General features: G+C 67.5%; 10 protein-coding genes. 9 read left to right on the top strand and 1 reads right to left on the bottom strand.

The window, feature by feature from the left end:
* Positions 1-2: 2 nt before the first annotated feature.
* The 9 genes from V5F61_RS15410 to arsH all read left to right on the top strand — a co-directional run bounded on the left by V5F61_RS15410 (position 3) and on the right by arsH (position 10,914).
* Positions 3-1,130, top strand: a complete 1,128-nt coding sequence (locus V5F61_RS15410) for an ABC transporter substrate-binding protein (protein WP_394104052.1) — start codon at positions 3-5, stop codon at positions 1,128-1,130.
* Between the two features lie 202 nt (positions 1,131-1,332).
* Entirely contained in the window at positions 1,333-2,388 is a 1,056-nt protein-coding gene (locus V5F61_RS15405) for an NAD(P)-dependent oxidoreductase (protein WP_393989656.1), read from the top strand.
* 54 nt (positions 2,389-2,442) lie between these two features.
* Positions 2,443-3,657: an alpha-hydroxy acid oxidase gene (locus V5F61_RS15400; RefSeq protein WP_393989657.1), complete on the top strand. Its 1,215-nt coding sequence runs from the start codon at positions 2,443-2,445 to the stop codon at positions 3,655-3,657.
* A 308-nt stretch (positions 3,658-3,965) separates the two neighbouring features.
* A complete protein-coding gene (locus V5F61_RS15395; RefSeq protein ID WP_393989658.1) occupies positions 3,966-6,893 on the top strand; it encodes an autotransporter family protein in 2,928 nt (975 codons plus the stop codon).
* Between the two features lie 902 nt (positions 6,894-7,795).
* The gene (locus V5F61_RS15390; protein ID WP_393989659.1) at positions 7,796-8,158 is read left to right on the top strand and encodes an ArsR/SmtB family transcription factor; all 363 of its coding nucleotides are present in this window, start codon (positions 7,796-7,798) and stop codon (positions 8,156-8,158) included.
* Positions 8,151-8,690: an arsenate reductase ArsC gene (locus V5F61_RS15385; RefSeq protein WP_393989660.1), complete on the top strand. Its 540-nt coding sequence runs from the start codon at positions 8,151-8,153 to the stop codon at positions 8,688-8,690. The genes V5F61_RS15390 and V5F61_RS15385 overlap by 8 nt, the downstream gene beginning before the upstream one ends.
* A gap of 9 nt (positions 8,691-8,699) precedes the next feature.
* Positions 8,700-9,122 (top strand): arsenate reductase (glutaredoxin), encoded by a 423-nt coding sequence (arsC, locus tag V5F61_RS15380; protein ID WP_393989661.1) that lies wholly within the window; start codon positions 8,700-8,702, stop codon positions 9,120-9,122.
* Positions 9,123-9,139: 17 nt separating this feature from the next.
* Complete coding sequence (gene arsB, locus V5F61_RS15375; RefSeq protein WP_393989662.1) at positions 9,140-10,195, top strand: ACR3 family arsenite efflux transporter; 1,056 nt, start codon at positions 9,140-9,142, stop codon at positions 10,193-10,195.
* The gene (gene arsH, locus V5F61_RS15370) at positions 10,192-10,914 is read left to right on the top strand and encodes an arsenical resistance protein ArsH (RefSeq protein ID WP_393989663.1); all 723 of its coding nucleotides are present in this window, start codon (positions 10,192-10,194) and stop codon (positions 10,912-10,914) included. The genes arsB and arsH overlap by 4 nt, the downstream gene beginning before the upstream one ends.
* Before the next feature lie 339 nt (positions 10,915-11,253).
* Here arsH and V5F61_RS15365 read toward each other — a convergent pair whose 3' ends face one another.
* Positions 11,254-14,988 (bottom strand): vitamin B12-dependent ribonucleotide reductase, encoded by a 3,735-nt coding sequence (locus tag V5F61_RS15365; protein WP_393989664.1) that lies wholly within the window; start codon positions 14,986-14,988, stop codon positions 11,254-11,256.
* Positions 14,989-15,163 lie beyond the last annotated feature (175 nt).

The following is a 15,163-nucleotide window of genomic DNA, read 5'->3' as shown; positions in this document are numbered from 1 at the left end:
TCATGTCGAAGTTGACCTCGGCTCCCGCCGCGGGAGGGTCAAACCTGAGCCGCCGGACCCTGCTCGGCGTGGGAACGGCGGCTCTTGCCGGCGTCGCCATGCCGGGGGTGCTGCGCGCCCAGGGCCTGCGCAAGGTGACGTTCACGCTGGCCTTCATTCCCCAGGGCAGCAGCCTCTATACCAATGTGGCGCAGGCCAAGGGCTTCTGGCGTAAGCGCGGGCTTGATGTGGAGATCGCCTCCAACCAGGGCTCCCTCGCATCCGCCCAGGCGGTGGGCACCGGGCGCTTCCAGTTCGGCCTGGTGCAGATCCCCACCGTGATCCTCAACGTCGCCAAGGGCCTGCCCATCGTCGCCGTGGGCCTGCCGAGCTATCGCGTCGGCACCGGCCTGCTGGTGCTGCGGTCCTCTGACATCAGGAAGCCCAGCCAGCTGGAGGGCCGCAAGCTCGGCTTCGCCGGCGGCCATGGCGCTACCATCCTCTTTCCGCTCTACTGCAAGCGCATGGGGATTGATGAGAAATCGATCCAGGGCACGCAGATCGACCAGAAGGTGCTGGATGCCGCGCTCGAGCAGCAGCGGGTCGACGCCATCACCATCGTCGCCACCTCCAACATGCCGGTGTTCCTCTCCAAGAACGTTCCGGTGCGCTATTTCGGCTTCGACGAGGTCGGCCTCGATCTCTACGGCCTCTCCCTGGTGACGCAGAAGGAGATCGCGGAGAAGGATCCCGAGCTGGTGCAGGCGTTCGTCGACGGCCTGTTCGAAGGCGTGGCCTACAGCCTCACCAACCCGGACGAGGCGCTCGATATCTTCATCAAGGCGGTGCCGGAGCTGGCGCTGACCGCCAACGGCAAGGACTATTCCCGCTACGGCTTCGGCATGTACGCGGTGACCGCCCTCGCCGAGGAGGCGCGCCAGCTCGGCCTCGGCGCCATAGACGCCAAGAAGCTCGACGGGCAGATCGACCTCGTCACCGAATACATGGCCCCTGCCGGCACCCGCCGTCCTGAGGCGTCGGCCGTGTTCAATCCCGCGTTCGCCGGCCGGATCAAGCTCTCGGATGCGCAATGGACGGCCGCCAATGCCTTCGCCTCGCCCTTCGCGCGCTTCCTCACCAATGAGGGGTGACGGACCTTGGCCTACGGGCTAGGCGCCCCCTTCGTCCCCCGCCTCACGGCCGGTGTTCTAGAGTACTGATTTAACGCGCTTTTCGCGCGAACCACCAGCACCTCCCCCGAAGCACGCGAGCCCGCCAGTGCCCATCGTCGGGCGTCCGGAAACGCACGGTTTCCGCGGTGCCGATGGCTCGCCTTCCAGAACTGGAACTCCCATGAGCAAACCCAAGATTCTCGTATTCTCGCCCTGCGATGAGCCGCAGGAGATCATCAGCGGCATCGAGAAGGCCGGCTACGCGGTGACCTTCGGCGCGCCGGAGTGGATCCGTCCCGGCGGCGACCACGCCGAGGCGTTTCGCGCCGCCGCAGCCGATGCCGTGGCGCTGATGGGCACCTCGATCCGCAACACGCCGATCAGCCGCCGCATCCTGGAGAGCGCGCCGAACCTCAAGATCGTCGCCAAGTACACGGTGGGCGTGGACGACATCGACGTGGAGGCGGCCAGCGCGCTCGGCATCCTGGTCACCCATGCGCCCACGGAGGCCAATTGCTTCGCCGTGGCGGAGACCACCTTGGGTCTCATCCTCACCATCGTGAAGAAGATCCGCGAGCGCGATGCGGGCGTGAAGGCCGGCGAGTGGCGCGAGCAGAAGTTTGCCGGCCGCTTCGTGGGCCGCCGTCTCTCCGACGGTTATCCGGGCCTCACCATCGGCCTGGTGGGCCTCGGCCGCATCGGGCGCCGGGTGGCGGACCTGTTCGCGCCGTGGCGGGTGCGCATCCTCGCCTGCGACCCTTATGTCGAGCCGGGCGTCTTCCTGCTGCACGGGGTGGAGCGGGTGGACTACGAGACGCTGCTCGCCCAGTCCGACGTGGTCTCCTTCCACTGCAACCTCACGCCCGAGACGCGCCATATCCTCTCGGACAACGCGCTTTCGATCATCAAGGACGGCGCCGTGGTGGTGAACACCGCGCGCGGCAAGATCATCGACGAACCGGCCCTGGCACGTGCCATCGCCGCCGGTCGCGTGCGTGCCGCCGCCATCGATGCGTTCGAGGTGGAGCCGCTGCCGGCGGATTCGCCGCTGCGGCCACTCGGCGACAAGGTGCTGTTCGCCCCCCACGCCGCCTCCTTCAGCGAGGGCGGGGAGCTCGGGCCGGGCATCGAATGGGCCGCGCGCTCGGTGCTTCTCGCCCTCAAGGGCGGGGTGCCGGACAATGTCTTCAACCGCGATGTGCTGCCGCGCTGGTCGCAGCGTTTCGCCGCGGCTTGAGCCCACGCGGCCGGCGCGTTCACGGCACGCGCCGCCATTCCGGAGCGGCCCGCCATGAATGATTACGCATTGTCATCCGGCGCGGTCGCGGCCAGCACCCCCGACCGCGCCGCGCGCCGGCGGCACCGGGCTTACCCGACCCTGCCGGACCTTCGCGCGGGCGCCCGGCGGCGCCTGCCGTTCTTCGCCTTTGCGTATGCGGATGGCGGCGCCGGCGGCGATGCCGGCATCCGGCGCAATTGGGCCGCTTTCGATGCGGTCACGCTTACGCCGCAATGCGGAACCGGGCTCGGTCTGCCCTCCCTCGACACCACGCTGTTCGGCACCCGCTACGCGGCGCCGTTCGGCATCGCGCCCATTGGCGGCGCCTCCCTGGCGTGGCCGGGGGCGGAAATCCATTTCGCGCAGGCCGCTCAGGCCGCGCGCATTCCCTATGTGCTGGGTGTCGCCGGGAGTCTTTCCATCGAGGCGGCCGCCCGGATTGCGCCGGATGTCCTGTGGTTTCAGCTCTACCGCTTCGCCCGGGACGACCACCGGGTTGGCCTCGACCTGTTGCATCGGGCTGCCGCCGCCGGAGCGAAGGCGTTGGTCCTTACCCTCGATGTTCCCGTCCGCACGGTCCGCCCGCGCGAGGCGAAGGCCGGCATCGATGCCCCATTTCGGCTCGATGCCCGTAAGCTCGGCGCCATGCTGGCATCGCCCGGCTGGCTTGCAGCCTTGGCGCGGAACGGCATCCCACGGTTCGGCGCTCTGGTGCCCTATGCGGGGGCCGGCCGCCATGCCTCGACGCTGTTCGCCAAGCGGGAGATGGGCGGCAGCTTCACCTGGGATGAGGTCGCGCGTTACCGCGACCAGTGGCGCGGTCCCCTGGTGGTGAAGGGGGTGCTCGCCGCCGAGGATGCGCGCAGGGCCGTCGCGATCGGCGTGGACGGCATCGTGGTCTCCAACCATGGCGGCCGGCAGAGCGAAATCCTGCCAACCAGCATCGAGGCATTGCCCGACATCGCAGCGGCGGTGGGCGGACGCGCGACGCTGCTCATCGACAGCGGCCTGCGCAGCGGCACCGATGTGGTCCGCGCCACCAGCGCCGGCGCGGACGGCTGCCTTCTGGGCAAGACCTTCCTGTGGAGCCTTGGCGCTCTCGGTGCGGCGGGCCCCGCCCATGCGATCGAGATCCTGCGTGACGAGGCGCGCGCCACCCTCGCCCAGCTCGGCGTCGAAGAGCCAGCCTCATTGCGCGTTCGCAGCAGAGCGGTGAGATCGAGCTGAAGGCCCAGCCGTCGCGATGGCCGCAGGTCACCTCGTTCGCGACGGGGCGGGCGGCGAGGCTCAAGGCAAAAGCAGGCATCAGCCGAACAGCCCCCCCCCCGGCGCATTCGCGGGAGCTGCAGGGAAACCGGACTCTGCCCCCTGCGCGCGCCATGGGGCGGCGGTCTCTGGCCCGCAAGACGAGCGGGATTTCAAGAACTGCACCCGTGGCCGTCACCTTTGGAAATACGACCAAAAAGCGCCATCTCGGTTTCCCGTCGGCAAAGACGATTTTAATCTCGCTCCGACTCGGGGCTGCGGGGAATGGCATGAAAATCCGGCCGGTATTTCTTGGTGTATCGCGGACGCGCAAGCTTCTTGCGGTCGGTCTCGGTGTCGGCGGCTTTGCCCAGGGCGCCCAGGCGGAACCTCCGGCGCCCGTGGTGCCCACCATCTACCAGACCCTGGACTTTGGAACGAACAACACGTTCCTCACCGGCATTCGCGGCGACAATATCGTCGGCAATTATACCATTCCCGGCACGGGCGAGACCGGCGGCCTCTATTACAACATGACGACGCGCACGTGGTCGCCGATGCCGGTGGCCACCGCGAATGGCGCGAACTTCCCCGGCGCCATCGGCTCCTCCCCCTACGGGCCGAGCTTCGGCAATCCCGGCGGCGTGCTTCGCGTGGTCGGCAGCTACCAGACCGCGGCCTCGGCACCGTACGACCGCAGCTATCTCTATGATGGCGCGCAGGCGCCGGGACAGCAGATCACGCCCCTCGCCTATCCGGGCTCAGGAACGCTCTACACCATCGCGCACAGCACGTTCGGCGATCAGGTCGTCGGCAATTACGACACCCGGCTCGCGACCGGCAACGCCTTCATCTACAACATCAGCAGCGGCACCTACACCACCAACAACATCCCCGGCGCAATCAGCACCACGGCCTATGGCATCTATGGCGACAAGATCGCGGGCGGCTATGGCGAGGTGATGGTGGGTGGCGGGCTCCACGCGGAGCACGGCTACATCTACGACCAGACCACCGGTACCTATGCCACCTATGACCACCCCGGGGCGGTCGCCACGCATTTCGAAGGCATCACCAGCGCCGGCCGGAGCGGAGAATACAATCTCGTCGCCAATTGGGTGACCGCAGACGGCGTCGTGCACCCTGCCGTGATGCATGTCGATGCCGATGGCCGGGTGACCTGGTACGACATCAACATCCCCGGCGCGGTCGTGTCGTCCAATTCCGCCTATGGCGACCATGTCGTCGGCATCTATGTCGACGACAGCGGCATCCACGGCTATCTCGCCACCATTCCGGGCATGTACAACCCCATCCGCAACGTCGGCACCCTGACATCCGGCGCCGACAATGCCGCGGTCCTCTCCGGCCGGAAGGGCGACGACGTCGTCAACAGCGGCACCATCCAGGTGAGCGGCAGGGGCGGTATCGGCATCCGCGGCGAGACCTATGGCGTCCTGACCAATTCCGGCACCATCGTCGCGACCGGCGTCCTCGGCGCGGCGGTGGAGATGCACGGCCTCTACGGCACCCTGCTGAACTCCGGAACCCTGCAGGCCACCGTGGTCGCCGATGCCCTGCGCACCGGTCCCGATACCTTCGGCACCGTGATCGTCAACACCGGCATCATCGACGGCCGGATCGCCGCGACCAACGGGCCGCAGAAGCGTTTCGAGAACAGCGGGTGGATCGGCATCACCGGCACCTCCATCCCGGTCGTCCATCATATCACCGGCACCTTCGTGCAGACCCAGGCCGGCACCCTCGCCCTGCGGATGAACGACGACGGCAACGACGGGCTCGGCGTGACGGGCACCGCGCGGCTCGCCGGCACGCTGGCGACCTCGTTCCAGACCTTGAACCTCGCGCAGACCTATACGCTCATCGGCGCCACGCAGGGGATCGGCGGGACGTTCGACACCTTCATCACCGCCGGCCTGCCGGCGCTGTTCGATGCCACCCTCGACTATGCCCCGACCAGGGTGACGATGCGCCTCGCCGCCGATCTCGCCGGCCTGCCGAGCATCACGCAGAACCAGCGCTCGGTCGGCGCCGCCCTCGACCGCGTCATCAATACGACGACGAACGGCATGCTGACGCGCCTCCCCGACGCCCTGGATCCGCTCTACAGCCTGACATCCGACCAGTTGCCCGGCGCGCTCAATGCCCTGTCCGGCGAGGCCTACGCCAGCGAGCGGTCCGTTCTGGTGGGCGACAGCCTCTACAGCCGGCAGGCCCTGCTGGCGCGCCTGCGCCAAAGCTCCTATGCGGGCGAGGCCGGCGCGACGGCTGCGCTGGGCTATGGCGGGCCGGCTCTTGCCTATGTGGCACCGGCCACGCCCGCCGCGCCGTTCCCGACCACGGCGCCGGCCGGCCCTGAGCCGGCCTTCAATGGCACCATCTGGGCCCAGGGGTTCGGCGGCTGGAGCAATTACGACGGCGGCACCGGCATCGCGAGCGTCGATGCGTCCATCGGCGGCATCATCGCCGGCGCAGACGTGAAGGTGAGCAACTGGCTGGTCGGCGCGGCCCTGGGCTATTCGCACTCCAGCGCCACCGTCGATACGCTGTCGAGCGCGTCCGATGTGGATAGCCTGATCCTGGCGCTCTATGCCGGCACCAGCTCCGGCCCATGGAGCCTGCGGCTCGGGGCCACCTACGCCTTCAACCAGATCGATGCCGAGCGCACCATCGCATCCACAGGCTTTTTCCAGCAGGCGAATGCTGATTATGCCGGCGGCACCGGGCAGATATTTGCGGAGGTCGGCTATGGCTTCGCCCTGCAGAAGCTGGCGATCGAGCCCTTCGCCGGCCTGGCCTATGTCCAGGCCCGCACCGACGGCTTCACCGAGACCGGCGCCTCCGCGGGCCTGAGCGGCGCCTCCGGCTCAATGGGCGTCGGCTATTCGTCGCTCGGCCTGCGCCTGGCCACGACGGTGGAGCTTTCCGGCGGCATGGCGCTCGAGCCCCACGCCTCGGTGAGCTGGCAATATGCCTTCGGTGACACCACGCCGGAAGCGCGGATGTCCTTCCTCAGCATGCCCTGGGCCAATTTCACCGTGGCGGGCGTGCCGCTCGCCGAGAACACCGCGCTGGTGGAGATCGGCTCCGGCCTGCGCATCAGCGAACAGGCGCGGATCGGCCTGTCCTATGTCGGCCAGTTCGCGGACAGCGCGACCGTGAACGCCGTGCAGGCAAATCTGAGCTGGCGCTTCTAGGCTCGCGCTTCAACAGCGCCAGCATGCCGCGAGAGCCGCAGGGCACGAGGAGACGAGGACTTCCTCGCCTCCTCGTCCTACCGGGCCGCGATGCGCCTGAAGGCCTTGATTAGGCAGGACATGTGCTTGATGGCATGGCGCTTTCTGTACCGCCGCCGGTCGAATAGATGCAGATTTTACGGTCGTCCCTTTTGGGAATGAATGCCCGCCGGCCTCTCTTGGCCGGACCATCGCCCATGGCATCTCTGCCAAAAGCCTTGTCGGCTTAAGGCTTTTGGAGCCACGAGCGGGGCCGGATGCGCCGTGGGCGAACCGCGTCGACGGCATCGATCACGGCAGCCGGCACCGCGGAGTCCCCATTGCCTCCGCTTGAGACGACAGCGGGAGGCAGACCCATGCCTTCGACCGCAGGGGGCCGCCGGGTGCCCGGCTTGCCATGATCAATCGGCTTCGGGCCGATCGTACCGCCCCCTTTCGCCGACACCGAAGGGGCGTCCACACCCGTGGCGGACCGATCGATCTCTCCGGCGAGGTCAAGGCGCTCCAGCATGTGGCGATGGATCTCGCCCCACGAGCCGGTATCCCGCCCCCTTCGAAGGGCCGGCGTTTCCAGGGGATCTCCATATACGGCACGAACAGGAATGGCATTCAGCGCCTCCCGGCTCTCCACCCGGAGCCGACCGCCCCTCGCGCGGAACTGCGGGCGGAAACAGCAGGCCATCTCGGCCAGTGGGGCATCGGGCGAAAGCCGCTTCGCCATGCGCGGGCCTCAGTCCAATATGGTTAACAAGGCGTTTTGTTGGGCGCCTTTAGAAACCGAGCCCAGGGCCAATCGAAAGGTTGACGTACCCCTCTTGCGGGCGCATAGATCAACGTCTCAATATCAATTGATATGTTGATCTATGGACGAACCTCAAGCCCTCTCCGCCTTCGCCGCACTCTCCCAGGAGACACGGCTGCGCATCGTGCGCCTTCTGGTCCAGGCGGGCCCGGAGGGCATGCCGGCCGGCGCTATCGGCGAGGCCATGGAGAGTTCCTCCTCGTCCCGCATGTCCTTCCATCTGAGCCATCTGGAGCACGCCGGGCTGGTTCAGTCGCGCCGCGAGGGCCGCTCCATCATCTACAGCGCTGCGCTGCCCGCCCTTTCCGCCCTCATCGCCTTCCTCATGCGCGATTGCTGCAGCGGCCATCCCGAGGTGTGCGCCCCGGTCGTCGCGGCCCTGTCCTGCACGTGTGAACCGAACAAGGAGGACACCCATGCCTGACGCCTCCACCGGGCACGTCTACAACGTGCTCTTCCTGTGCACGGGCAATTCCGCCCGCTCCATCCTCGCCGAGAGCATCCTGGCCAGGGACGGCGCCGGCCACTTCCGCGCCTTCTCGGCGGGCAGCGCGCCGAAGGGCGGGGTGAACCCCTTCGCCCTCAAGGTGCTCGCTGCCTACGGCTATCCCTCGGAGGGCTTCCGCTCCAAGAGCTGGCTGGAGTTCGCCGTGCCCGGCGCGCCGGTCATGGATTTCGTCGTCACCGTCTGCGACAACGCCGCGGGCGAAGCCTGCCCGATCTGGCCGCGCCAACCCATGACCGCCCATTGGGGCATTGAGGACCCCGCCGCGGTGGAGGGGGCCGACATCGGGAAGGAAGCGGCTTTCAATGCGGCCTTCCGATACCTGAAGAACCGCATCTCCGTGTTCACCGCCCTGCCCATCGCCAAGCTGGACCGGCTGGCGCTCGGCGCCAAGCTGCGCGAAATCGGCCAGATGGCGGGCACCACCTCCCCCCGGCCAGATGTGGCGTGAGGCCCGACCATGGATGTCATCATCTACCACAACCCGGACTGCGGCACCTCGCGCAACACGCTGGCGATGATCCGCAATGCCGGCATCGAGCCCCACGTGATCGAGTATCTCAAGACGCCGCCGTCCCGCGCGCTGCTCCAGCAGCTCATCGCCCGCGCCGGCGTCCGCGTGCGGGATGTGCTGCGCGAGAAGGGCACGCCCTATGCGGAACTCGGCCTCGACGATCCCGCGCTCTCCGACGACGTGCTGCTGGACGCCATGATGGCCCACCCCCTCCTCATCAACCGCCCCATCGTGGTCTCGCCCAAGGGCGTGCGCCTGTGCCGTCCGTCCGAGCTGGTGCTGGACCTGCTGCCACCGCAGCAGGGCGCCTTCACCAAGGAGGATGGCGAGCGCGTGGTGGACGAAACCGGCCACCGCATCGCCGGCTGAGCCCGAGGAGATTCGAGATGTCCGTGTTCGAACGGTACCTCACCATATGGGTCGGCCTCTGCATCATCGCAGGCGTGCTGCTCGGCCATCTGGTGCCGGCGGTTTTCCACGCCATCGGCGCGGTCGAGGTGGCGCAGGTGAACCTGCCGGTGGCCGTGCTGATCTGGCTGATGATCGTGCCCATGCTGCTGAAGATCGACTTCGCCGCGCTGGGCGAGGTGGGAAGGCACTGGCGCGGCATCGGCGTGACGCTGCTGGTGAACTGGGCTGTGAAGCCCTTTTCCATGGCGCTGCTGGGCTGGCTGTTCATCGGCTGGCTGTTCCGCCCGCTTCTGCCAGCCGATCAGATCGACAGCTACATCGCCGGCCTCATCATCCTTGCCGCAGCGCCGTGCACCGCCATGGTGTTCGTCTGGTCAAACCTCACCAGGGGCGAGCCGCACTTCACCCTGTCCCAGGTGGCGCTCAATGATGCAATCATGGTGGTGGCCTTCGCACCCATCGTGGCGCTGCTTCTGGGCTTGTCGGCCATCACCGTGCCATGGGGCACGCTGGTGCTTTCGGTGGTGCTTTACATCGTCATTCCCGTCATTGCGGCCCAGCTGCTGCGTCGGCGGCTGCTTGCCCATGGCGGCCAGGCGGCGCTGGATCGCCTGCTCGCCGGTCTCGGCCCGCTCTCTCTGGTGGCCCTGCTGGCGACGCTGGTGCTGCTGTTCGGCTTCCAGGGCGAGGCCATCATCGCCCAGCCCCTGGTGATCGCGCTGCTGGCGGTGCCGATCCTCATCCAGGTCTATTTCAACGCGGGCCTCGCCTATGTGCTGAACCGGATCGCAGGGGAGGCGCACTGCGTGGCCGGCCCGTCGGCCCTCATCGGCGCCTCCAACTTCTTCGAGCTGGCGGTAGCGGCAGCCATCTCCCTGTTCGGCTTCACCTCCGGCGCGGCGCTCGCCACCGTCGTCGGCGTGCTGATCGAGGTGCCGGTGATGCTCTCGGTGGTGTGGATCGTGAACCGCTCCAAGGGCTGGTACGAAAACGGCGCCACGGCCCGCGACACGGCGAGGAGTGTTTCGTGACCGACGACACCTTGCCAAACGTGGATGCGGGCCTTCTCGATATCCCCTCGCCGGAGAGGCTCACCCCCACGTCGCCGTCCCGTCATCCGCCGCGCATCCTCCTGCTCTACGGCTCGCTCCGGGAACGCTCCTATTCGCGGCTGCTGACGCTGGAAGCGGAGCGGCTGCTCCGCCGCTTCGGGGCCGAGACGCGCATCTTCCATGCAGACGGCCTGCCGCTGCCCGATGGTGCGCCGGTGGAGCATCCCAAGGTGCAGGAGCTGCGTCAGCTGACCTTGTGGTCCGAGGGACAGGTGTGGTGCAGCCCGGAGCGTCATGGCGCCATGAGCGCGGTGATGAAGGCGCAGATCGACTGGATTCCGCTCTCGCTCGGAGCCATCCGCCCGACCCAGGGGCGCACGCTGGCGCTGATGCAGGTGTGCGGAGGCTCCCAATCGTTCAATGCGGTAAACCAGATGCGCATCCTCGGGCGCTGGATGCGCATGCTCACCATCCCCAACCAGTCCTCCGTGGCACAGGCCTATCAGGAATTCGACGAAGAGGGCCGAATGAAGCCATCCCCCTATTACGACCGGGTGGTGGACGTAATGGAGGAGCTGGTGAAGTTCACCCTGCTGGCCCGCGACATTTCCCCCTACCTCACCGACCGCTACAGCGAGCGCAAGGAAGCCGCGGCGAAGCTGGAGGAGCGGCTCTCCCTCGGCGAGGCCGTGCGGTAAGCGAGCCCGCGCCTTCGGGTCCCGCGGGTGCGGCATCACCGGCCTCGGCATCGTGCCGATCCTGACCCGCGGAAACGCTTCATACTTTCCGGCCGTTGGCCTGAGCCCCTGAACCTCCTCCAGATTTGAATGGAGTCCGTCGCTCACGAACACCAACGATGAGAGCCTCATGCGAAGGCCTCCCACTAATGGAAAGGGCCCGCCGCATCTTGCGGCGGGCCCTTTGGTTCCCTGAGCACCCCTTTTGCCCCAGCGCCAACCTTTGGCCGCCCATGAGCCGAACTATGGCGTCAAATACTCATCCTTTGGGTGCTACGACATCAGGGACTACAACGCCCCTCAGCTGCACCCTGTCGTCGCGCCGCAGGTGTCGCACTTCAGGCAGGTGCCGTTGCGGACCAGCGTGAAGTTCATGCACTCGGGGCAGGCCTCGCCCTCATAGCCCTTGGCGCGGGCCTCGGCGCGGGCCTCCGCCTTGCGGGCGGAGGGGCTCCAGGAGAGGGTCGTCTCCAGCCCACCCTCGGCCACGGGCGGCTCCTCGTGGATCTCGACCTCCGGCGCCTTCAGCTCAGAAGCCTCGGACTTCAGGGCGGTTGCCCCCTCGGTGCGGGCGCGCAGGACGGTCACGTTGTCGCCGGCGGCCCGCGGCTCGGAGCCGGGCGCGGGCTGGGCGGTGGCGAGCAGGTTCACCGTCTTGCCACGCACCAAGCCCTTGGAGACGATGCGCGCCGCCGGATTGGTGGGCGCCTTGCCCTCGTCCGCCCCCTTGCCCAGGGCATCGAAGCCAGTGTCGTGGGGGTCCACATGGCCGAGATCGTTGCGGGCGAGGTAGGACACCGCCAGCTCGCGGAACACATAGTCCAGGATCGAGGTAGCGTACTTGATGGTGTCGTTGCCCTGCACCGGGCCCGCCGGCTCGAAGCGGGTGAAGGTGAAGGCGTCCACGTATTCGTCGAGCGGCACGCCGTATTGCAGGCCGAGCGAGATGGCGATAGCGAAGTTGTTCAGCAGCGAGCGAAGGGCCGCGCCCTCCTTGTGCATGTCGATGAAGATCTCGCCGAGGCGGCCGTCGTCATATTCGCCGGTGCGCAGGTAGACCTTGTGCCCGCCCACCAATGCCTTCTGGGTGTAGCCCTTGCGGCGGTCGGGCATCTTCTCGCGCTCGCGCACGCGATGCTCGACAATGCGCTCCACCACCCGTTCCACGATCTTCTCGGTGACGGTGGCCGCCCGCGCTGCGGCCGGCTGTGCCAGCACGGCCTCCACCGCGTCGTCCTCGTCCTCGTCGTCCGCCACCAGCTGGGCGTTGAGGGGCTGGGAGAGCTTGGAGCCGTCGCGGTAGAGCGCGTTGGCCTTCAGCGCGAGGCGCCAGGAGAGCAGGTAGGCGGCCTTGCAATCCTCCACGCTCGCATCATTGGGCATGTTGATGGTCTTGGAGATGGCGCCGGAGATGAAGGGCTGGGCCGCCGCCATCATGCGGATATGGCTCTCCACCGAGAGGTAGCGCTTGCCGAGCCGGCCGCACGGGGAGGCGCAGTCGAACACCGGCAGGTGCTGGGCCTTCAGGTGCGGCGCGCCCTCGAGGGTCATGGCGCCGCACACATGGATGTTCGCCGCCTCGATGTCAGGCTTCGAGAAGCCGAGGAAGGCGAGCAGGTCGAACTTGGGATCGGCGAGCTGGGCCGCCGGCACCTTCAGGGTGTCCTTCAGGAACTCCTCCCCGAAGGTCCAGCGATTGAAGGCGAACTTGATGTCGAAGGCGGTCTTCACCGCCGCTTCCGCCTTGGCGATGGCGGCATCGGTGAAGCCCTTGGCGCGCAGGGTCGAGTGGTTGATGGCCGGCGCCTGGGCGAGCGAGCCGTGGCCCACCGCATAGGCCTCGATCTCCGCGATCTCCGCCTCGCCGTAGCCGAGCGCGCGCAGGGCATCGGGCACCGCGCGGTTGATGATCTTGAAGTAGCCGCCGCCGGCCAGCTTCTTGAACTTCACGAGCGCGAAGTCGGGCTCGATGCCGGTGGTGTCGCAGTCCATCACCAGGCCGATGGTGCCGGTGGGGGCAATGACGGACACCTGCGCGTTGCGATAGCCGTGGCGCTCGCCCAGCTCCAGCGCCCTGTCCCAGGCCGCGGCGGCGTGCACCACCAGCCTCGCATCCGGGCAGGAGGCGCGATCGAGCGGCACCGGGGCGACGGAAAGCCCCTCATAGCCCTCGGCCTCGCCATAGGCGGCGCGGCGGTGGTTGCGGATCACCCGCAGCATGGCGCCCTCATTGGCGCCATAGGCCGGGAACGGGCCCAGCTCGCGCGCCATCTCGGCGGAGGTGGCATAGCAGATGCCGGTCATGATGGCGGTCAGCGCGCCGCAAATGGCCCGGCCCTCGGCCGAGTCATAGGGGATGCCGCCCGACATGAGCAGGCCGCCGATATTGGCGTAGCCCAGGCCCAGAGTGCGGTATTCATAGGACAATTCGGCGATGCGGCGGGACGGGAACTGGGCCATCAGCACGGAGATTTCGAGCACGATGGTCCACAGCCGCACCGCATGCTCATAGCTCGCCACGTCGAACTGCTTCTGCGCGTCACGGAACTGCAGCAGGTTCAGCGAGGCAAGGTTGCAGGCCGTGTCGTCCAGGAACATGTATTCCGAGCACGGATTGGAGGCGCGGATATCGCCGCCCGCCGGGCAGGTGTGCCAGTCGTTGATGGTGGTGTGGAACTGGATGCCGGGGTCGGCGCAGTGCCACGCGGCGCTACCGATCTTCTCCCACAGCTCGCGCGCCTTGATGGTCTTGGCCACCTTGCCGTCGGTGCGGCGAATGAGGTTCCAGTCGGCATCGTCCTCCACCGCGCGGAGGAAGGCGTCGGTGACACGAACCGAATTGTTGGAATTCTGGCCGGCGACCGTCAGATAGGCCTCGCCGTCCCAGTCGGTGTCGTAGATGGCGACGTCGATGTCCTTGTAGCCCTGGCGGGCAAACTGGATCACCCGGCGGATGGCGGCATCGGCGACCGCCGCCTTGCGCGCGGTCTTGATCTCACGCTTGAGCGCCGGGTTCTGCTCCGGGTCGAAGCAGCTGTCGCCCTGGCCGTCGCAATTCACGCAGGCCTTCAGGATGGCCTTGAGGTGCTTGGCGTTGAGCTTGGAGCCGGTGACGAGCGCCGCCACCTTCTGCTCCTCGATCACCTTCCAATCCACGTAATTCTCGATGTCCGGATGGTCGGCGTCCACCACCACCATCTTGGCGGCACGGCGCGTGGTACCGCCGGACTTGATGGCGCCCGCCGCGCGGTCGCCGATCTTCAGGAAGCTCATGAGGCCGGAGGAACGGCCGCCACCGGACAGGCGCTCGCCTTCCCCGCGCAGGGAGGAGAAATTGGTGCCGGTGCCGGAGCCGTACTTGAACAGGCGCGCCTCGCGCACCCACAGGTCCATGATGCCGCCCTCGTTCACGAGGTCGTCGCCCACGGACTGGATGAAGCAGGCGTGGGGCTGCGGGTGCTCGTAGGCGGAGGTGGAGGCCTTCGCCTCGCCGGTCTCGTGATCCACGAAGAAGTGGCCCTGGCCCGGACCGTCGATGCCGTAGGCCCAGTTGAGGCCGGTGTTGAACCACTGGGGCGAGTTGGGCGCAGCCATCTGCATGGCGAGCATGTAGCGCAGCTCGTCGAAGAAGGCCTGGGCATCGGCCTCGGTATCGAAGTAGCGGCCCTTCCAGCCCCAATAGGTCCAGGTGCCGGCCAGGCGGTCGAACACCTGCTTGGCCGAGGTCTCGCCCACCAGCCGCTCCTTCTCGGGCAGTGCGCCCAGGGCGGCCTCGTCGGGGGCGGAACGCCACAGGAAGGCGGGAACGGTGTTCTCCTCCACCTTCCGCAGGCGCGCGGGGACGCCGGCCTTGCGGAAATACTTCTGGGCGAGGATGTCGCTCGCCACCTGGGAGAATTGCGCGGGAACCTCGATCCCCTCCTGGCGGAACACCACGGAGCCGTCGGGATTCTTGATCTCGCTCACGGTCTCACGGAACGGGATGTCCGCGTAAGGGGAACGACCCTCCTGCGTGTAGCGACGTTCAACGCGCATGACCGGTGCTCCTTCCGATCGGCCCCGCCTGGGCCGGATATCATAGCAGCTAAATGTAGCGGGCGAGACTCACCCGCGAGCCCGGCGCGCGCACGCCGGGACGAACATTGACCTGCATGTATGAGAAACGCGCCAAGCCCACCCGCCGGTCCCATGACCGAAAGGAACGCCCACC

Origin of the sequence: Xanthobacter sediminis, assembly GCF_043195015.1 — a bacterium.
In the GTDB taxonomy this organism is placed as follows: domain Bacteria; phylum Pseudomonadota; class Alphaproteobacteria; order Rhizobiales; family Xanthobacteraceae; genus Xanthobacter.
This window is presented reverse-complemented; position numbering and strand designations above follow the sequence as displayed.